Source organism: Limnohabitans sp. TEGF003 (assembly GCF_055395455.1).
On sequence record NZ_AP029225.1, the window covers coordinates 1,519,142 to 1,538,666 of the forward strand.

The window sequence follows — 19,525 nt, forward strand, 5'->3', positions numbered from 1 at the left end:
CATGCACAGCGTTCAGGACATCCGCGACCACTTGCGCGCCTTGGGAGCCAACGCTCTGCACGAGCAGCGCGTGCTGCGCCTGTGGGCTCAGGCCAAGCCGCAGGACAGTGGCCGCAGGCCTTTGGCGAGTTTCATGCCCACCGCCGTGCGCGAGGCCTTGCCTGCGCTCAGCCAAACGCTGACCGGCCTGGCCACGCTGCGCGAACAACACCCGGGCCAAGACGGTTCGGCCCGCTTGCTGGTGGGCTTGCAAGACGGCCAGACGGTGGAAAGCGTGCTCTTGCCGCGCGACGGTCTGTGTGTGTCGTCTCAAGTGGGCTGCGCAGTGGGCTGCGTGTTTTGCATGACCGGGCGCGAAGGTTTGATTCGGCAGGTGGGCAGCGCCGAGATCGTGGCGCAAGTCGCCTTGGCCCGCACGCTCCGACCCGTCAAAAAAGTGGTGTTCATGGGCATGGGCGAGCCCTCGCACAACCTGGACGCGGTTATGGAGGCCATCGACCTGCTGGGCACGGTGGGCAATATCGGGCATAAAAACCTGGTGTTTTCCACGGTGGGTGATGCGCGCGTGTTCGAGCGCTTGCCGCAAGGCCGGGTCAAGCCCGCGCTGGCGCTGTCGCTGCACACCACCCGGGCCGATCTGCGGGCGCAACTGTTGCCCAGGGCCCCGCGCTTTGACCCGCAAGATTTGGTCGAGGCAGGTGAGGTCTATGCCCGTGCGACGGGCTACCCGATCCAGTACCAGTGGACGCTGATCGAAGGCGTGAATGACAGCGATGACGAAGTCGAGGGCATCGTGCGATTGCTGAAAGGCAAATATGCGCTGATGAACATGATTCCGTACAACGCGGTGCCCGATTTGCCTTACGCCCGGCCCAGTTGGGAATGTGCCGCCGAGATCGCCCGCACCCTGCACCAGCGGGGTGTGCTCACCAAATTGCGTCAGTCGGCCGGGCAGGATGTGGATGGCGGCTGCGGCCAGCTGCGGGCGCGGGATGTGGTTCAGCGTGAGCAGCGGGTGCATATGCGCCCGCACCCGCGAGTTAACGCCCCGGCAATTTGACCAAGCCGCTGGACAGGGCGGTGCCCAGCAAAATCACCGCGCCGCACAACAGCATCCAGGCCGTCACGCTCTCGCCCAAGAACAGCACGCCGTAAGCGATGGCAAACACTGGCACCAAAAAGGTGACCGTCAGCGCCCGTGCAGGCCCCGAGTTCTCGATCAGTTTGAAATACAGGATGTAGGCCACCCCGGTGCACAGCACGCCCACCACCAGCAAGGCCCACCAGACCGATGCGCTGGGCCAGTGATCCGGCTTGAACCACAAAGCTGGCAAGACCAAAGCCAGACTCGCGCCAATTTGGCTGCCTGTGGCGGTGACGAGTGGCGGCAGGCTGGGAATGTGTTTTTTGGTGAAGCTGGCCGACAGCGCGTAACAAGTGGTGGCCGCCAGGCAGGCCAGCACTGCCCAGGCCGGGGCGATGCCCGAGGCGTTGGGCTTGAAGCTGGCTTGACCCCCTGCCAACAGCACCACGCCACCAAAACCGACCGCCAGACCCACCGTGCGCGAGAGGGTTGGCTTGTCACCCAGCCAAAGCCAGGCGACCAATGCACCAAACAGCGGCACGGTGGCGTTCAGGATGGATGAAAACCCCGTGGTGATGTGCATCACCGCAAACGAATACAAGGCAAACGGAATGCCGCTGTTGAGCACGCCCACAAACAGCACGGGCTTCCAGTGTTGGCGCAGTTCGGCCCAATGGCCTTTGGCCAGCATCAGGGGCAGCAGAAAAATCGAGGCGATGGCCACCCGAATGGCGGCGGTGGGCAAAGCGCCCAGTTCCAGTGCCGCCACGCGCATGAACAGAAAAGAGGAGCCCCAGATGGCGGCCAGGATCAGGAAGTCGGCCAGCCAGCCTTTGGCGGGAGAAACATGCATGGAGAAAAAAGTCAGATGCCGGGATGGCCTTCCAGCTGCAGCAGCGCCTGTTTGCGCCACAGCCCGCCTGCGTAGCCCGTGAGTTGGCCACCGGCACCCAGCACGCGGTGGCAAGGCACGATGATACTCACCGGATTGCGCCCCACAGCTGCACCCACGGCCCGCACCGCCTGGGGTTTGCCCAGTTGCCGTGCCAAGTCGCCATAAGTTTGGGTGTGGAGTGGGTTAATGCCCAGCAAGGCCCGCCAAACCGATTGCTGAAACGGCGTGCCCGCTGACAGGTCGAGTGGGAGATCAAAAACCTGGCGCTGTCCAGTAAAGTAGGCTTGCAGCTGCGCTGCTGCAGCTTCCAGCAAAGGGTGTCCGGCATGGGTCTGCCAGTGCTGGCGGTCGGCATCGGATGGGCCGTGCTTTTGGTCATCAAACCAGACACCGCACAGGCCTTGGTCGCTGGCGGCCAGGGTCATGGGTCCTAAGGGACTGTCGTAGCGCAGGACGTTCAACGGTTTCATGGCGTATCAGGTGGTCACGGTGGGCTCCATGGTAGCGGGGAAACCCTGTTTCGGGTGTTTCAAGCGGCTGGTTGAGGCGCTGTTTGGGAGCGGTTTGGACGGACTTGCCGCCTACAATGCAGTCAAGGCACAAAGCCAAGCCCATGCGGCCATTTTGATTGTTGGATCCCATGCAAATTACCCCCTCTATTTTCAAAGCCTATGACATCCGCGGCGTGGTGCCGTCGACGCTGAATGAGCCAGTGGCCGAGGGCCTGGGCAAGGCCTTTGGCACTCGGGCTCTGGCCGAAGGCCAAACCACGGTGGCCGTGGGGCGTGATGGCCGCCTGAGCGGGCCAGGCCTTGCAGCTGCGCTCATTCGTGGTCTGGTGTCGGCGGGCATCCAGGTGATTGACATTGGTTTGGCCACCACGCCCATGCTCTACTTTGCAGCCAGCACCGTGTGCCAAAGCGGCATTCAGGTGACGGGCAGCCACAACCCCAAGGATTACAACGGCTTCAAGATGGTGCTGGGCGGTCGCGCCATTTATGGCGACGAAATCCAGGCACTGCGCCAGATGATGGAGGCTGAGAGCTGGCAGCTCCAGAGGGGGGGCGGCGTGAGTCAGCGCGATGTGCTGGCCGATTACACCCAGCGCATCGTGGGCGACATCCGACTGGCGCGCCCCATGAAAATCGTGATCGACTCGGGCAACGGCATCGCTGGCGCCTCGGCCCCCGGCATCTTCCGCGCTCTGGGTTGCGAAGTGATCGAACTCTTCAGTGAGGTGGATGGCAACTTCCCCAACCACCACCCCGACCCGAGCAAGCCGGAAAACCTGCAAGACCTGATCCAAGCCTTGAAAACCACGGGCGCTGAATTGGGCTTGGCCTTTGATGGCGATGGCGATCGCCTGGGCATCGTGACCGCAGACGGCAACAACATCTACCCCGACCGCCAGATGCAGTTGTTTGCGCAAGACGTGCTCAGCCGCGTGCCCGGCGGCACCATTTTGTTTGACGTGAAGTGCTCACAGCGCCTGGCCCCGGCCATTGAAGCTGCAGGTGGCAAGCCCCTGATGTACAAAACCGGCCACTCGCTCATCAAGGCCCAGATGCGGGCCATCGAGGCTGCTGGGGGCCAGGCCCCCTTGGGGGGCGAGATGAGCGGGCACATCTTCTTCAAAGAGCGCTGGTACGGTTTTGACGATGGCACCTATGCCGGCTGCCGTTTGCTCGAAATTGTGAGCAAAACCCCAGACGCCAACGCCGTCTTGAACGCCTTGCCCACCAGCTTCAGCACACCCGAGCTGAATGTGGTCTGCGCCGAAGGCGAGCCGCACAGCGTGACCAGCGCCTTGCAGGTGCTGGCTGGCGATGCCTTCAAGGCACCCGCCAAGGTTTTCACCATCGACGGCCTGCGTGTGGACTGGCCCGATGGCTTTGGCCTGATCCGCGCCTCGAACACCACCCCGGTGCTGGTGCTGCGTTTTGAAGGGCAGACTGAAGCGGCCTTGCATCGCATCGAGGCCGATATGCTGGCGCTGCTGCGCTCGGTCAAGCCTGATGCGCAGATACAGGCGGCGGCGCATTGAGCCAGAGCGCCCAGGAAAAACCTTCATGAATGCCCTTCACCCTTTGCTGAGCCCGGACCCTGAGGTCATTGTGTTCAACTTGAAGCAGCGCTACACAGGTGTGTCTGCCACCATCAATGCGCTGGTGCCCTTGCAGGCCCAGCAGTGGCGTTTGGGTTTTTGCGGCACACGGATGTCCAATGGCATCGATGGCATGACACTGAGGCAAGCGATCGCGCTGTCGCGCAAACCGCCAGCAGGTCGGCCTTTTCGCATCTGGCACGTGCGGCGTGATCCGGAAATGATGGCGGCGATTTTTGCACGTGATGTGTTGCGGCTGCCGATCAAGTTGGTGTTCACCTCGGCGGCCCAGCATTTGCATGGGCGCTTTCCACGCTGGCTGATTTCCAAAATGGACGCGGTCATTTCCACCACGCCTCTGGCGGCCAGTTTTGTGCCCAATACCACCGCCGTGGTGCCGCATGGCATTGATTTGTCTCGTTTCAGTCCACCGCCGGACAAACTCAAGGCTTGGGCCGATTCGGGTTTGCCAGGGCAATACGGCATTGGTGTGTTTGGTCGTGTACGGCCTGACAAAGGCAGTGATGTGTTTGTGCACGCCATGATCCAGGCTTTGCCCCAGTTGCCGGGTGCGACGGCTGTCATCGCTGGGTTGGCACAGCCGCAGCACCAGGCTTATCAGCAAGATCTTCAGCGCCAAATCGATGCGGCGGGATTGCATGACCGGATTGTCTTTTTGGGCGAAGTGCCTGCAGGTGAGGTTCACCTGTGGTACCAACGCTGCCTGTTGTGTGTCGCGTGTCCGCGTTATGAGCCCTTTGGCCTGACGCCGTTTGAGGCGGCTGCCACGGCTTGTGCACTGGTTTGTTCGCGCACGGGGGCCTTTGACCAATTGGCCATACCCGGCCAAACCGGTGAAATGGTGGACACCGACGACGTGCCAGGACTGACCCGCGCGGTCGTCTCTGTGCTGAAAGATCCGACCCATGCGGTGCAGATGGGGCAGGCTGCACGTGCCCGGGTGAGCGAGCACTTTTCGCTGGGCCGGGAGGCCGAGGGCATCTCGCGCGTGTACAAGGGACTCTTTGAAAAGGCCCGAGCCGGATGACACGGGTATGGCCTGGTTTGACTGGCTTCGAGCGACTGGCCTTGACCGCCTACGGTGTCTTGTTGCACGTTTTGCAGCCTTTGCTGCGCCAAAAGCTGCGCCGTCGTGCGCAGCACGAGCCTCAATACGGGCTGAATGTGGCGCAAAGGTTCGGGCAATACGCTGACAGCTCGCCTGAGGGCGGTTTTGTTTGGCTTCACGCCGTGTCCTTGGGGGAGACCCGTGCTGCGGCCTTGCTCTTGCCGGCATTGCGCGAGGCCTTTCCGGGTATGCGCCTTCTTTTGACACACGGTACGGCCACGGGATGGGTGCAGGGCAGGGCGCTGCTGGAGGCTGGGGATGTTCAAGCGTGGTTGCCTTGGGATACGGCGCGGGCGACGCGTCAATTTCTGGCGCACTTCAAGCCCAGCATGGGCTTGCTGATGGAGACCGAGGTGTGGCCCCATCTGGTGCAGGCCTGCCGTCAAGCGGGTGTGCCCTTGTGTTTGCTCAATGCACGCATGAGTGAAAAATCCTGTCGCCGTGCATTGCGCTGGCCCGCGCTGTCGGGGCCTGCTTACCGTGGTTTGAGTCTGGTGTTGGCGCAATCCGTGCCCGATGCGCAGCGTTTGTTGCGTCTGGGTTGCCGGGATGTGCGTGTTGTCGGGAACCTGAAATTTGATGTTGTGGTTTCTGACCAAGCCCGAAAACAGGCGTCACTTTGGCGTAGCGGTCTGGACAGTCGACCCGTCGTCATGCTGGCCAGTACCCGCGAGGGGGAAGAGGTGTTGTGGTTGCAGGCGCTGCAGTCCCAACCCGATCGTCTGGAACAACTCAAGGCGCTGGGCGTTTTGTGGCTTTTGGTGCCTCGGCACCCGCAGCGCTTTGACGAGGTGAATGCTTTGCTTGCACAGGCCGCGTTGCTATGTGAGCGCAGAAGTGCATGGGGTGATCGTGAACCTGATGCGGCTCGCATGACCAGTGCCGATGTGGTTTTGGGCGACAGCCTGGGCGAAATGCAGACCTACTATCTGGTCAGTCGCATGGCATTGCTCGGTGGCAGTTTTGCACCCTTGGGGGGGCAAAATTTGATTGAAGCCGCAGCGTGCGCTTGTCCCGTGGTCATGGGGCCGCACACGTTTAACTTTGCAGATGCGGCCGCTTTGGCAGTTGCGCAGGGCGCTGCATGGCAGATGCAGGACATGCAAGCTGCCTTAGACCAAGTTGTTTTGGCGTTGACCCATCCGCAATCACTTGAGCATGCGCAAAAAGCTGCTGATCAGTTGCTGGAGAAGGGGAGAGGGGCCGTGTCCAATCACATCCAAGCCTTGCGCTCAACGGCTGTCATCAAGATGAACGGGAGCGTGGCATGAGCCCTTCGGCTTTTTCGCAGGTCACCATCGTCGTGGTCACTTACAACAGCGCACATTGTTTGCCAATGCTCTCTCCCCTGTTGTCGGTTTGTCCGAATGTGCTGATCTCGGACAATGGCAGTGACGACGGTACGGCGGACAAAGCGCAGATGCTGTGGTCGCATGTCACGGTTTTGGCGCACGGTCGTAACCTCGGTTTTGGCGCAGCCAACAACCGTGCCTTGGCGCAGGTGAGAACACCATTTGCCTTGCTGTTGAACCCCGATTGTGAAATGACGCCACAGGCTTTGCTGGCCTTGCTGTCATCGGCTGAAATTTTCACTGATGCCGCGCTTGTGGCGCCCCAACTCATGGCCTCAGAGGAGAAGGCGGAGGTCAATTACAGGTGGCCCTCTGCGTATTGGACCAGCCGTGGTCCTGCCGCCGAAGGTCCGCTGTGTGTGGGCTTTGTTTGTGGCGCCGTCATGCTGCTTCGAATGGAGCGGATGGCCCTGACCGGCTTTTTCGATGAACGCTTTTTTCTGTACTACGAAGATGATGACTTGTGCCTGAGGCTTTTTCAGGCCAAGCAGCCGATGGTGCTTTGCCCTGAAGTGAAGGTGCTGCATCGGTCGCGAGGGTCTGTTCGAGGCCGATCACCTTGGCGCAGTGAATACCTGCGTGGTTTTCACCATGCACAATCGAAGCTGATATTTTTGAAGAAACATGAGTCTTTGCAGGCCGCGCAAAAGCTGCGAAGACGCCTGATTTGGACGACCACGCTGGCATTGCCACTGCGGGTCATCCTGTTTTCGCCCAAGCTGCTGGCCCGCATGTGGGGTCGTTGGTGTGGGGTGTTGAAATGGAAAGCATCATGAAGTCTGTAGATCGAACCACGCTATGCATCGGCATTCTGACGATGAACGAGGAACGTCGGATTGCCCAATGCATTCAAAGCGCCAAGTTCGCCGATCAGATTGTGGTCGTGGACAGTGGCAGCACCGATCGCACGAGGGAAATCGCCAAAGAGATGGGGGCAGAAGTTCAGCGCCACGATGACTGGCAAGGTTTTGCGGCTCAACGCACTCGTCTGCTGCAGTATGTCAAAACGGACTATATTTTTTTTCTGGATGCCGACGAAGTGATTGGTGAGGCCTTGGCCGAGGAAATTCGCGCCGCTGTAGCCAGCCAACGAGATGCCATTTGGGAGGTCTTGTGGAACCAGGTAGCCTATGGCCGGCCGCTCACATTGATGAAATCAACAGCAGGCGTCCAGCGTTTGTTCAAAACGGCATCTGTCGAAAAATTTGAAGGTGTCGTGCACGAGGGCGCCATCATGCGCAATGGGTCACGTCCTGTGATCAAGTTTCGCGAACGCTTGTTGCACTACTCGCGGGAAACAGTGCATGGCAGTTTGCTCAAATTGGCGCAGTATGTGCAGCACGGTGCGGCCAAGAGAGCTCAGCTTGGCAAAACTGGCGGCGTGTTGCGCGGGTTTGCATCGGCGCTCGCCATATTTTTGAAACTCTACATTTTTCGTCGTGGTTTTTTGTGCGGTGCAGAAGGCTTTTTGTTCTGCTTTTTCATTGCGCTCGAATGCTTTTTCCGTTACGCCGCTTTGAAATATGACTTCAATGAACCAGGGGTTGCGCTTTCAAAGCGTTGAATCACTTCACCAATCCAAGATTGATCCATGAAAATTTTGCTCGTTCATCAAACCAAGATTCCTGTCTTTTCTTATGGAGGGACTGAGCGTGTGGTGTGGGATTTGGCCAAAGGCCTGATTGAGCTGGGGCATGAGGTTACTTTTTTGGTTCCAGAGGGGTCAAGCTGTGATTTCGCCAAGCTGATTTGCATCGATGCTACGAAACCAGTCATGGCGCAGATACCGTCTGACGCCTTTGACATCGTTCACTTCCAGTCGAACACCGAAATGGAACCTGATTTCCCTTACCTGGTCACTGAACACGGTAACAGCAAGCGGGAATATCCTTTTCCACTGAATACAGTCTTCATTTCCAGAAATCATGCGGATCGGTATGGCTCCAAAGAATTCGTGTACAACGGTTTGGACTGGTCCTCTTATGGGGCTGTCGACTGGAGCATGCCTCGCCTTCGCCATCATTTCTTAGGCAAAGGCTCGTGGCCTGTCAAGAACCTCAAAGGGGCGATTCAAGTGGCTCGCAGGGCTGGCGTGGAGTTGGCCGTGCTGGGCGGCACTCGATTGAATTTGTCTCGTACCTTCCGATTCACCCCATGGCGCTCCATCCATTTTCACGGCATGGTGGGCGGTGAGCTGAAGTTTCGCTTGCTCAATGAATCCAAAGGCATGATTTTTCCAGTGCGCTGGAACGAGCCTTTTGGCTTGGCCGTGATCGAGAGCCTGTATTTCGGCAACCCGGTGTTTGCAACCCCCTATGGCGCGCTCCCGGAGATCGTGTTGTCTGACCACGGATATTTATCTGATTCCGTTTCCGACTTGGCTTTGGCGGTTCGTGAGATGAAGTTTGATCCTCGTGAATGCCATCAACGAGCGGTTTCCATGTTTAACCATGTGGCGATGGCGAAGGGGTATCTGGAAAAATACCAGCGCGTCCTGGATGGTGAGCGCATGAATGCAACACAACCCGTGCTTAAGGAAAATGGCCATCAACTGTTGCCCTGGAAGGCCTGAGTCAGCCTCAGGAAAAATACCCCTCAAACTTTGAACTGGTATTCTGCCTGGCGCGTTTGCCGAAGCTGAACCGCGCCGCAGAGTGTGCCGGCAAAATTTACTGTCCAAAAAGACTGTTCAGTGTTTGAACATCTTCCGCCTTGAGCACCCCCGCCGCCTGACGCAGCTTGAGTTGACCCAATAAGACGTCGTAACGGGCTTTGGCCAGATCGCGCTTGGTCTGGAAGAGTTGGGTTTGGCTGTTGAGCACATCGATGTTGATGCGCACGCCCACCTGATAGCCCAGCTTGTTGGCGTCCAAGGCGCTTTGGCTGGAGGCTTCGGCGGCTTCCAGGGCTTTGACCTGGCCTAGGCCGGATTGCACGCCGAAAAAGGCGGTGCGGGTGGCTTGAGCGACCGAGCGCTGCGCGGCATCCAGGTCGTTGCGGGCTTTTTCTTCGAGCGAGACGGTTTCCTGAATGCGGTTTTGGGTCGCGTGACCCGCGTACAAGGGCAGATTGAAGCTCAGACCGATGGTGCCTGTATTGTTGTCGACACGCGATGATTGATTGCCATTGCGGAATCGTGTACCACCATAGGACGCAGTCAGATCCAGCGTGGGCATGTGCCCGGCTTTGGCTTTTTCGGTTTCGAGTTGGGCCACTTCCAGGCCAATGCGCGCTTGCTCAATGCCGGGGCTTTGTGCTGTGGCTTGTTGGACCCAACTTTCGGCATCCCCAATCACGGTGGGGCTGAGGTTGGCACCTAATTTGAGGGGCACGGGCTGCGCATTTTGCAAACCCACCGACTGGTCCAGTGCCAGCTTTTTCACGCGCAGATCGTTTTCGGCCGCAATTTCTTGCGCGGTCACCAAATCAAAGCGCGCTTGCGCCTCACGGGTGTCGGTGATGGTCGAGGTGCCGACTTCAAAGTTGCGCTTGGCGGCAGCCAGCTGCTCGGCCACGGCTGTTTTTTGAGCTTTGACAAAAGCCAGGCTTTCCTGGGCGGTGAGCACCTCGAAGTAGGCTTGGCTCACACGCACGATCAGTTCTTGCTCGGCCGCTTTCAGCTGTGCTTGAGCCAAACCGACTTGCTTCATGCCCTGCTGGTAGCCCGCCCAATTCGCGGGGCGGTACAGCGGCTGGCTGGCGCTCAGCGTGGCGTTGCGAGTGCCATACCGTGCATCTGGCGTGCTGGTTTGGCTGTCGAAGTCGCTCTCGCTCACCGTGGCGGCCAGTCCGGCGGTGGGGCGGAGCAGCGCTTTGGCTTGCTCGGCCTTGGCCAGGTTGGCCTGGTACTGCGACTGCGCGGCCTTGAAAGTGGCGTCATGGCCTTTGGCTGCTTCGTAAAGCTGAGCCAGGCTTTGGGCCTGGGCCGTACCCGCCAGTGCAGCGGCCAGAGAAAGGGTCAGAGGCAAGAGGCGCAGTTTCATGGAGAGCTTTCAAAAATTCAGTGAGGCCAGTCGACTCAGTACACCGGGATGGTCGGGTCGACTTGGGCAGACCAGGCGTGGATGCCGCCCGAGACGTTGGCCACCTGGAAGCCATGCTGTTGCAAAAAGGCCGCCACTTGCATGCTGCGGCCGCCGTGGTGGCACAGGCAGGCGATGGGGCGGGATTTGTCCAGCTCATCCAGGCGTGCAGGAATGCTTTGCATGGGCATGTGCACCAGGTCCAGCGCATCGGTTTTGGCGCTGGCGGTTTGCACTTCCCAGCCTTCACGCACGTCCAGCAGAACGGGGCGTTGGGTTTGGCCTTTGGCCCAGTCGGTCAGCTGTGCGGGGGAGATTTGTTCCATGGCGGGCCGTTCAGAATTGAAAGCGTGAGTGCTCGGGGAAACCACTCAGGCGAGGGGCGTTGCTGTCCCAGGGCTCTGTGGTCGTCCAGCTGCTCTCGCTGGTGCGGGTGATCAGCGTGGCACGCATCATGGGCTCGTCCCCCACGATGGCGACCAGACGGCCACCCACGGCGAGTTGCTGCAGCAAGGCGGCAGGCACTTCGGCCACCGAGCCGCTGAGCACGATCACATCAAAGGGGCCATCGGCCGCTGCGCCCTGGCTGCCATCGGCTGTGCGCACGACCACATTGGTCACGCCCGCTTTTTGCAGGTTGGCTTGGGCTTGGGCGGCCAAATGGGCGTCGATTTCCAGGCTCAGCACGCTGGCGGCCTGATGCGCCAGCAAGGCGGCCATGAAGCCGGAGCCGGTGCCGATGTCCAGCGCTTTGTCGGTTTTTTTCACCGCCAGGTCTTGCAGCATGCGTGCCTGAACGCGGGGCGCCAGCATGACCTGGTTGGGCGCGGCACCCAGCGGGATTTCCATGTCGACAAAGGCCAGTGCTTTGTGCGCCATGGGCACAAAGTCTTCACGGCGCACGACCGAGAGCAGTTCCAGCACTTGGGGGTCCAGCACTTCCCAAGGGCGGATTTGCTGTTCGATCATGTTGAATCGGGCTTGATTCAGATCCATTTGGGTACTCCTGAGGGGGTTATCGCTAAATGCATGGATTTTAAGGGGGGCTGATGTCCTGACCCTGACGGGCGGGGGCAAGGCCTGCTTTGCGGCGCAGCCATTGCGCCAGGTCGTCCATGTAGCAGTACACCACGGGCACAACCACGAGGGTGAGCAAGGACGAGGTGATGACCCCGCCGATCACGGCCTGGCCCATGGGGGCGCGTTGTTCCGAGCCTTCGGTCATGGCAAAAGCCAGCGGCACCATGCCGAAAATCATGGCTAATGTGGTCATCAAAATCGGGCGCAAGCGGACTTTGGCGGCCATCAGGAGGGCCGCGCTGCGTTCCATGCCTGGGATGCGGCGGCCTTCCTGGTCGGTATGGTCTTCGCGGGCGCGGATCGCAAAATCCACCAGCAGAATTGCGTTTTTTGTCACCAGGCCCATCAGCATGATGACCCCGATGATCGAGAACATCGACAAAGTCGAGCGGAAAGCCATCAGGGCCAGCACCACGCCGATCAGCGTCAGCGGCAAGGCCGTCATCAGGGCCAGGGGCTGGAGGAAGCTCTTGAACTGGCTGGCGAGAATCATGTAGATGAAAATCACCGCCATCGCCAGGGCCGACACGGCGTAGCCAAAAGACTCGGCCATGTTTTTGGTGGAACCGCCAAATTGGTAACGGTAGCCCGGTGGCAGGTTGACACCGTCCATGATTTTGCGGATGTCTGCGGACACTTCGCCTGCGGCGCGGCCATAGGTGTTGGCGTTGATGGCCACCTCACGCGTCAGGTCGCGGCGGTTGATCTGGTTGGAGCCGGTGGATTCGCTGATCTTGGCCACCTGGCCCAGACGCACCACACGTGGGTTGCCATCAGGCCCGGCAGCGACGGCAAACGGCAGCCGCTCCAGGTCTTGGGTGGCGTTGCGGCTTTCCGGGGCCAGGCGCACGTTCACGTCATAGGTCTGGTCGTCGGGGGCTCGCCAGTTGCCCACCGTCTGGCCGGCCACCAAGGTGCGCAACGGCCCGGCGATCTGGGCGGTGCCCAGTCCCAGATCGGCCGCCGAGTCGCGCAGCACCTCCACGCGGATGGTCGGTTTGTTGGCTTTGACGCTGGAGTCCAGATCCACCAGGCCGGGGATGTTGCGCACTTTGTCCATCACGCCCAAAGCCAGTCGCTCCAGCTCGCGCTGGTCGGGGCCTTGTAGCGAAAACTCGACCTGTTTGTTGCCGCCCACCGAGTCCAGCAAGCCAACGTGCGTGACCGTGATGCCCGGTACTTGGCTCAAACGCTCGCGGAGCACGCCCGACATCTCGTCCACATTGCGTTGTCGGTCCTTGCGGTCGACCAGGCGGATGTAGATGCTGGTGCTGTTTTTGCCCAATGAATTGCCCGTGTTCAGCGTGGCCAGGGTGTAACGCACTTCCGGCAACTCACGGATGATGGCTTCTACCTGACGGGCTTTGGCTTCGGTGGCCTCCAGTGAGCTGCCCACGGGGGTCTGGAAATTCACGGTGGTTTCAGAAAAGTCCGCCTTGGGCACAAACTCGGTGCCTACGAAACGCAGCATGAAAATGCTCAGCGCAAAAATGCCCACCGCCATCAGCACGGTTTTGCGTTTGTGCACCAGCGACCAGGCCAGGATTGTTTGGTAACCCTCGGCCAGTTGGTCGGTGCCCCGGTCAAACCAGCTGGTCACCCGGCCGATGGTCTTGTCGTAAAAAGTGACGGGGGCGTGGCGCTGGCCATGCGCTTCGATGCTTGGGTCGTGCCAGATGCTCGACAACATGGGGTCGAGCGTGAAGCTGACAAACATCGAAATCAGGACCGCCGCCACGATGGTGATGCCGAACTCGTGGAAGAACTTGCCGATGATGCCCTCCATGAAGCCGATCGGCAAAAACACCGCCACGATGGACAAAGTGGTGGCCAGCACGGCCAGGCCAATCTCCTGCGTGCCATCCATCGAGGCGTGCCAGGCGTTTTTGCCCATTTGCACATGCCGCACGATGTTCTCACGCACCACGATGGCGTCGTCAATCAGCAAGCCCACGCACAGCGACAAAGCCATCAGCGTGACCATGTTGATGGTGAAGCCGAACATCTGCATGAACATGAAGGTGCCGATCAGCGAAATCGGCAAAGTCAGCCCGGTGATGACGGTGGACCGCCAGGAGTTGAGGAACAGGAAAACGATCAACACCGTCAGCACAGCCCCCTCGATGAGCGTGCGCCGCACGTTGTCCACCGCCACACGGATGGGGCGGGAGCCATCGGTGATGGGCTCCAGCCGGATACCGGCAGGCGTCTGACTCTGCATGTCGGCCACGGTTTTCACCAGGCCATTGATCACGTCGATGGTGTTTTCGTCCTGGGCTTTTTGCACCGTCAGCAGCAGCGTGCGCTGGCCGTTGTACAAAGCCATCGTTTCAAGCTCCTGGGCACCGTCTTGCACCCGGGCCACCTGCGACAGGCGTATCGGGGTGCTGCCTTTGCGGGCCACGATGATGCGTTCAAAGTCCTCGGGGCGCTTCATGCGCGATTCGATCTGAACCATGCGCTCTTGCTCCAGCGAGCGGATCGCTCCCGCGGGCAAGTCCTGGTTCTCGTTGCGCACAGCGCTGACCACCTGGTCTGCGGTGACGCCCAGCGCTTCCATGGCCGAGGGTTGCAGGTACAGGTTGATTTCGCGTCGGGTGCCACCGACCAAAGAGACCGAGCCCACGCCGCGAACGTTCTCCAGACGTTTTTTCAGCACTTGCTCGGACCAGTTGGTCAGCTCCACCGCACTGGGGGCTTGGCCTTGCACCGCTTGCGGCACCACGGCCAGCGACCAGATGGCGCGGGCGGATGGGTCGAAGCGCAGCACTTTGGGTTCTTTGACTTCGGTGCGCAGGCTGGGGCGGATGGCCGCCACTTTTTCGCGCACGTCTTCGGCCGCTTTGCGCCCATTGATGTTCAACTGGAACTCGATGACCACCACCGACTGGTTCTCGTAACTGCGGGAGGTGAGGGCGCTGATGCCCGCGATCGAGTTGACGCCTTCTTCGATCTTTTTGGAGACTTCGCTTTCCACGATCTCGGGCGAGGCCCCGGGGTACTCGGTGCTGACCACCACCACCGGAAAGTCGATGTTCGGGAACTGGTCCACCTTCAGGCGCTGGTAGGAGAACAGACCCAGCACCACCAAGGCCAACATGACCATGGTGGCGAAGACAGGGTTTTTCAGGCTGACGCGGGTGAACCACATGGTCGGCCTCTTTCAGCGCACGCCAGCGGTGAATTTCACCTGGGTGCCTTCGCGAACCGCCCCTGCGCTGGCCATCAGCACCTGGGTGCCTTCACTCAACCCCTTCACCTCGACCCAGGTCAGGGTGATGTTCTGTTGGGTTTTTTCGGTGCGGGTGCCGGTTTGTACCGACACATGCCGCACCCGATCGCCATCGACCACCTGCACATAGGGCAGAGGCTTGTCGGTGCGCACGCTCGACAGGGGCACGGCCAGCGCCCGGGCGCTGCGTGTGCCGAGCAAGCCTTCGGCAAACAGGCCTTGCCGCAAGCCTTCCTGGCCGGGCACGCTCAGGTACACCAGCACACTGCGGCTGGCCGCTTGGGCTGCGGGGTTGATGCGCAAGACCTGGGCGGTGACGGCCTCGTCCTGCCCCTCGATTTTGAGCTGGGCCTTCATGCCTTGGCGCACCAGGCCCGCATCGGCGGCGGGCAGGGCCGCTTCCAGCTCCAGCTGCGTGAGGTTGACCACTTCGACGATTCGGGCGTCCAGCGCCATGCGCTCACCGGGTTGGGCCAGACGCTGGGCAATCTGGCCGCTGATGGGTGAACGCAGGGTCGCATCGTCCAGCGCCTTGCGGGCCACATCGAGTGCCGCCACCGCCGCCATGTGGGTCGCCTTGGCCCCGTTCAGGCTGGCCATGGCGTTTTGCAAGGCGGTCTGCGAGATGAAGCCCTGGTCCACCAGGGCCTTGTTGTTGTCGTACTGCTTTTGTGCAATGTCCACCTGGGCCCATGCCGCGTCGGCTTGTTGCTTGGCTTGGCGCTCTCGGGCCTGGTATTCGGTGGGGTCGATGCGGGCGATCACCTGGCCGGCCTTGACCACGTCGCCTTCACGAACGGTCAGCTCCAGCAGCTCACCCACCACGCGGGCCTTGACCATGGCGCTTTGGCTGGCCTTGAGCGTGCCCGAAACGGGCAGGCCCAGCACCATGTCCATGTTTTGAACCTGAACCACATCGCTGACGCTCAACTCAATGACAGGGGCAGCTGGCGCGCTCGTTTTGGCGGCGTTGCTGGCAGGCTGGCGTTGGCTCAGCCAACGCGCACCGCCTGCGACCAAGGCCGCAGCGGCCACGGCCGTCAAAATCCAGAAGGTCGATTTTTTCATGGTGTTGGTGGCAGAAATCTGTTGAATATCAGGCAGGGGACAGCCCGCGCGCCATCAGGCGGGCGTGCTGCGTTATGAAGGCTTCGGGGTCAATTTGTTCATGGCTGGGGCAGCACGGCCCCATGGAATGCTTCCACATCACCAAAAACAAGAGCGGTGCCATGACCGAGTGCAAGACCAGATCGACGTTCATGGCCCGGAACTCACCCCGGTCAATGCCACGCTGCAATGCGTTGCGCACCAAGGCGTGGGCCGGTTCAATCACTTCGTTGCGGAAAAAAATCGCCAGGTCAGGGAAGTTGCTGGCCTCGCTCATGACCAGTTTGGAAATGCCGGACGCCTTGGTGGCTCCATAGCGACGCCACCACTGCAACATCATCCATTCGAGCAACTCTCCGGTGCTGCCCTGAAACTGCGCCACTTCGGCAGCGCCTTGGGCCACGGGGGTCACCACGTTTTCGCGCACCACGGCCTTGAACAGGTCTTCTTTGCTTGGGAAGTACAAAAACAGCGTGCCTTTGGACACGCCCGCACGGGCCGCGACCTCTTCCACGCGGGTGGCAGCAAAGCCCTTTTCGATGAACAAGTCCAGGGCCGCTTCGAGCAACTCGCCCGGGCGGTCTTGTTTGCGGCGTTCGCGTTTGTGGGGGGCGGGGGTCTCGGGGGTCTTCACAAGGCTGGGTTAATGACTGACTGGTTAGTAATGTAAGCCTTGCGCAGGGCTTCGTCAAGGCGCTGGCGCACGCTGTCGACCAACAAAAAGGGCTGCCTCTTGGCAGCCCCTCATGTGCGTCAAAGCGCCATGTCAGTTCGAGAAAGCGGGGATCCCGGTGATCGCCCGGCCCAGGATCAGCGCGTGCACATCGTGCGTGCCTTCGTAGGTGTTGACCACTTCCAGGTTGACCAGGTGACGGGCCACGCCGTATTCAGCGCTGATGCCGTTGCCGCCCATCATGTCGCGTGCCATGCGGGCGATGTCCAGCGCCTTGCCACAGCTGTTGCGCTTGAGGATGGAAGTGACCTCCACCGGGGCGTTGCCCGCGTCCTTCATGCGGCCGAGCTGCAGGCAGCCTTGCAGGCCCAGGCTGATTTCGGTCAGCATGTCGGCCAGCTTCTTCTGGATCAGCTGGTTGGCGGCCAGCGGGCGGCCAAACTGCTGGCGGTCCATCACATACTGGCGGGCGCGCAGGTAGCAGTCTTCGGCGGCACCCAAGGCACCCCAGGCGATGCCGTAGCGGGCGCTGTTGAGGCAAGTGAACGGGCCTTTCAGACCGCGCACTTCGGGGAAGGCATTTTCTTCAGGGCAGAACACCTCGTCCATCACGATCTCGCCCGTGATCGAGGCGCGCAGGCCGACCTTGCCGTGCACGGCGGGGGCGGACAGGCCTTTCCAGCCTTTTTCGAGAATGAAGCCGCGGATCTGGCCGCCATCGTCCTTGGCCCAGACCACGAACACATCGGCGATGGGGCTGTTGGTGATCCACATCTTGGCGCCGCTGATGCTGTAGCCGCCGTCGACCTTTTTGGCGCGGGTGATCATGCTGCCGGGGTCGGAGCCATGGTTGGGCTCGGTCAGGCCGAAGCAGCCGATCCACTCGCCACGCGCCAACTTGGGCAGGTATTTCTGCTTTTGCGCTTCGGTGCCGAAATCGTTGATCGGCACCATCACAAGGGACGACTGCACGCTCATCATGGAGCGGTAACCGCTGTCCACGCGCTCGACCTCGCGTGCCACCAAGCCATAGCAGACGTAGTTCAGGCCTGCGCCGCCGTACTGCTCGGGGATGGTCGGGCCCAAGAGGCCCAGCTCGCCCATCTCGCGGAAGATGGCCACGTCGGTGGTTTCATTCAGAAACGCATCCTTCACGCGGGGCAGCAGCTTTTCCTGGCAATAGGCGCGGGCGGCTTCTTGCACCTGACGCTCGTCTTCGGTGAGCTGGGCGCTGAGGTTGAAGGGGTCTTCCCAGTTGAAGGTGTTTTTGGGGTTGGCCATGTTGAGGTCTCCGTTTGAAAAATCTTGAAGTGGATTGTCAGGGCGAGATGAATAGTTGTCTAATATTGATTATCGATGCATCAATACATTTATTGAATTCATGGAATTCCGTCACCTGCGCTATTTCCTCATGTTGGCCGAAGAGCTGCACTTTGGCCGCGCCGCCCAGCGCTTGTCCATTTCTCAGCCGCCGCTCAGCCTGAACATCCAGCAACTCGAAGCCTCGGTGGGGGCGCAGCTGTTCACCCGCAACAGCCGGGGCGTGCAGCTCACGGCGGCAGGTCAGGCCTTTGTGCCGGCCGCCCGGGCACTGCTGGCGCAGGCGAGCGCCGCCGCGCGCGAGGCGCGCGATGTGGCCGAGGGCCAGTCGGGCCAGCTGCACATCGGCTTTGCCGGGACCATGTTGTATTGCGGCCTGCCGCAAATCCTGAGCCGCTTTCAGGCCAGCCACCCGCGTTTGCGGCTGGTGCTGCGCGAACTCAGCTCGTCCGAGCAGCTGTCCGAGCTGCTGCGCGACCGGCTCGATGTGGGCTTTGTGCACACGCCGCGTGTGCCGCCAGGTTTTGAGCAAATTCTGGTGGCCAGCCAGCCCTTGGTGGCGTGTTTGCCCGCCAGCCACGCATTGGCCGGGGTGGCCAGCATCGGTCTGGATGAACTGGCCGGACAAGACCTGGTGGTGGTGTCGCGCACGGTGTCGCCCGATTACCACGAGCGCATCGTGATGCTGTGCGAGCAGGCGGGCTGGATGCCGCAGGTGGTGCACGAGTTGCGCCATTGGCTGAGTGTGGTGTCTCTGGTCTCGCAAGGCCTGGGGGTGGCGCTGGTGCCGCAGGCCCTGCAGCAGTCGGCGCTGGCGGGCGCGGTGTTTGTGCCGCTGCGCCATGTGGAGACGCGTTACGACACCCGTTGCCTGTGGCGCAGCGACCGAGACCAGACGGCGCTGGGGGACTTTGTGCAGGCGGTGCAGGGTGGGCTGATGGGCCACGGATAATGGATCGCATGTCTCAAAAGGAACCCACATGACCCAAACCCTGGTTTTAGGCGGCGGCTGCTTTTGGTGCACCGAGGCGGTGTACGTCAAGGTGCGCGGCGTGAGCGATGTGGAGTCGGGCTACTGCAACGGCCACACCGTGGCCCCCACCTACGAAGAAGTCTGCACCGGCCGCACAGGCCACAACGAAGTGGTCAAGCTCGAATACGACCCGGCGCAAATCAGCACCCGCGAGCTGCTGGAAATCTTTTTCGTCATCCACGACCCCACCACCTTGAACCGTCAGGGCAACGATGTGGGCACGCAATACCGCAGCGGCATTTACTTCACCACCCCTGAGCAAGCCGAAGAGGCGCGGGCGATGATCGCCGAGTTGACGGTAGCCAACGCCTTTGGCCAGCCCATCGTGACCGAGGTCTTGCCGCTGGCCAACTACAGCGCCGCCGAGGACTACCACCAGGACTTTTTTGAGCGCAACCCCTACCAGGGTTACTGCATGGCGGTGGCCGCGCCCAAGGTGAGCAAATTCAAAAAGACGTTTGCGCACTTGGTGCGCGACTGACAGCAAACCCAAA

18 protein-coding genes are annotated in these 19,525 nt (G+C 60.8%); 9 read left to right on the forward strand and 9 right to left on the reverse strand.

The features are described 5' to 3' along the window. Position 1: 1 nt before the first annotated feature. A complete protein-coding gene (locus ACZ5RT_RS07470; RefSeq protein ID WP_464454057.1) occupies positions 2–1,060 on the forward strand; it encodes an RNA methyltransferase in 1,059 nt (352 codons plus the stop codon). On the opposite strand, the gene ACZ5RT_RS07475 is transcribed toward ACZ5RT_RS07470, so the two are convergent. Together ACZ5RT_RS07475 and ACZ5RT_RS07480 are read right to left on the reverse strand one after the other, a co-directional pair. Continuing rightward, positions 1,041–1,937, reverse strand: coding sequence for a DMT family transporter (locus ACZ5RT_RS07475; protein WP_464454058.1), 897 nt, complete (start codon positions 1,935–1,937; stop codon positions 1,041–1,043). The genes ACZ5RT_RS07470 and ACZ5RT_RS07475 overlap by 20 nt on opposite strands. A gap of 11 nt (positions 1,938–1,948) precedes the next feature. Beyond that, the gene (locus ACZ5RT_RS07480; protein WP_464454059.1) at positions 1,949–2,449 is read right to left on the reverse strand and encodes a methylated-DNA--[protein]-cysteine S-methyltransferase; all 501 of its coding nucleotides are present in this window, start codon (positions 2,447–2,449) and stop codon (positions 1,949–1,951) included. A 170-nt stretch (positions 2,450–2,619) separates the two neighbouring features. Here ACZ5RT_RS07480 and ACZ5RT_RS07485 point away from each other — a divergent pair, with 170 nt between their 5' ends. From ACZ5RT_RS07485 to ACZ5RT_RS07510, 6 genes are read left to right on the forward strand one after another with little or no spacing between them, the layout of a single operon-like run. Beyond that, the gene (locus ACZ5RT_RS07485) at positions 2,620–4,023 is read left to right on the forward strand and encodes a phosphomannomutase/phosphoglucomutase (protein ID WP_464454060.1); all 1,404 of its coding nucleotides are present in this window, start codon (positions 2,620–2,622) and stop codon (positions 4,021–4,023) included. Between the two features lie 25 nt (positions 4,024–4,048). Further along, a complete protein-coding gene (locus ACZ5RT_RS07490; RefSeq protein WP_464454061.1) occupies positions 4,049–5,131 on the forward strand; it encodes a glycosyltransferase family 4 protein in 1,083 nt (360 codons plus the stop codon). Next, the gene (locus tag ACZ5RT_RS07495) at positions 5,128–6,483 is read left to right on the forward strand and encodes a 3-deoxy-D-manno-octulosonic acid transferase (protein WP_464454062.1); all 1,356 of its coding nucleotides are present in this window, start codon (positions 5,128–5,130) and stop codon (positions 6,481–6,483) included. The genes ACZ5RT_RS07490 and ACZ5RT_RS07495 overlap by 4 nt, the downstream gene beginning before the upstream one ends. After that, a complete protein-coding gene (locus ACZ5RT_RS07500; protein ID WP_464454063.1) occupies positions 6,480–7,340 on the forward strand; it encodes a glycosyltransferase family 2 protein in 861 nt (286 codons plus the stop codon). Before ACZ5RT_RS07495 ends, ACZ5RT_RS07500 begins: the two co-directional genes overlap by 4 nt. After that, a complete protein-coding gene (locus tag ACZ5RT_RS07505; RefSeq protein WP_464454064.1) occupies positions 7,337–8,128 on the forward strand; it encodes a glycosyltransferase family 2 protein in 792 nt (263 codons plus the stop codon). Before ACZ5RT_RS07500 ends, ACZ5RT_RS07505 begins: the two co-directional genes overlap by 4 nt. 27 nt (positions 8,129–8,155) lie before the next feature. Continuing rightward, entirely contained in the window at positions 8,156–9,136 is a 981-nt protein-coding gene (locus ACZ5RT_RS07510; RefSeq protein ID WP_464454065.1) for a glycosyltransferase, read from the forward strand. Between the two features lie 97 nt (positions 9,137–9,233). Here the strand turns inward: ACZ5RT_RS07510 and ACZ5RT_RS07515 are convergent, their stop codons facing one another. The 7 genes from ACZ5RT_RS07515 to ACZ5RT_RS07545 all read right to left on the reverse strand — a co-directional run bounded on the left by ACZ5RT_RS07515 (position 9,234) and on the right by ACZ5RT_RS07545 (position 17,959). Then, the gene (locus tag ACZ5RT_RS07515; RefSeq protein WP_464454066.1) at positions 9,234–10,547 is read right to left on the reverse strand and encodes a TolC family outer membrane protein; all 1,314 of its coding nucleotides are present in this window, start codon (positions 10,545–10,547) and stop codon (positions 9,234–9,236) included. Between the two features lie 35 nt (positions 10,548–10,582). Continuing rightward, entirely contained in the window at positions 10,583–10,912 is a 330-nt protein-coding gene (locus ACZ5RT_RS07520; RefSeq protein WP_464454067.1) for a rhodanese-like domain-containing protein, read from the reverse strand. A 10-nt stretch (positions 10,913–10,922) separates the two neighbouring features. Next, a complete protein-coding gene (locus ACZ5RT_RS07525; RefSeq protein ID WP_108427719.1) occupies positions 10,923–11,582 on the reverse strand; it encodes a protein-L-isoaspartate O-methyltransferase family protein in 660 nt (219 codons plus the stop codon). 40 nt (positions 11,583–11,622) lie between these two features. Further along, complete coding sequence (locus ACZ5RT_RS07530) at positions 11,623–14,817, reverse strand: efflux RND transporter permease subunit (RefSeq protein ID WP_464454068.1); 3,195 nt, start codon at positions 14,815–14,817, stop codon at positions 11,623–11,625. 12 nt (positions 14,818–14,829) lie between these two features. Beyond that, positions 14,830–15,966, reverse strand: a complete 1,137-nt coding sequence (locus ACZ5RT_RS07535; protein ID WP_464454069.1) for an efflux RND transporter periplasmic adaptor subunit — start codon at positions 15,964–15,966, stop codon at positions 14,830–14,832. A gap of 28 nt (positions 15,967–15,994) precedes the next feature. Next, positions 15,995–16,639, reverse strand: a complete 645-nt coding sequence (locus tag ACZ5RT_RS07540) for a TetR/AcrR family transcriptional regulator (RefSeq protein WP_464454070.1) — start codon at positions 16,637–16,639, stop codon at positions 15,995–15,997. Between the two features lie 132 nt (positions 16,640–16,771). Next, on the reverse strand, positions 16,772–17,959 hold the full coding sequence (locus ACZ5RT_RS07545; protein WP_464454071.1) for an acyl-CoA dehydrogenase: 1,188 nt from the start codon (positions 17,957–17,959) through the stop codon (positions 16,772–16,774). A gap of 100 nt (positions 17,960–18,059) precedes the next feature. Between ACZ5RT_RS07545 and ACZ5RT_RS07550 the strand changes: the two genes are divergently transcribed. Together ACZ5RT_RS07550 and msrA are read left to right on the forward strand one after the other, a co-directional pair. After that, entirely contained in the window at positions 18,060–18,950 is an 891-nt protein-coding gene (locus ACZ5RT_RS07550; RefSeq protein WP_464454072.1) for a LysR family transcriptional regulator, read from the forward strand. Positions 18,951–18,978: 28 nt separating this feature from the next. Beyond that, positions 18,979–19,512: a peptide-methionine (S)-S-oxide reductase MsrA gene (gene msrA, locus ACZ5RT_RS07555; RefSeq protein ID WP_464454073.1), complete on the forward strand. Its 534-nt coding sequence runs from the start codon at positions 18,979–18,981 to the stop codon at positions 19,510–19,512. Positions 19,513–19,525 lie beyond the last annotated feature (13 nt).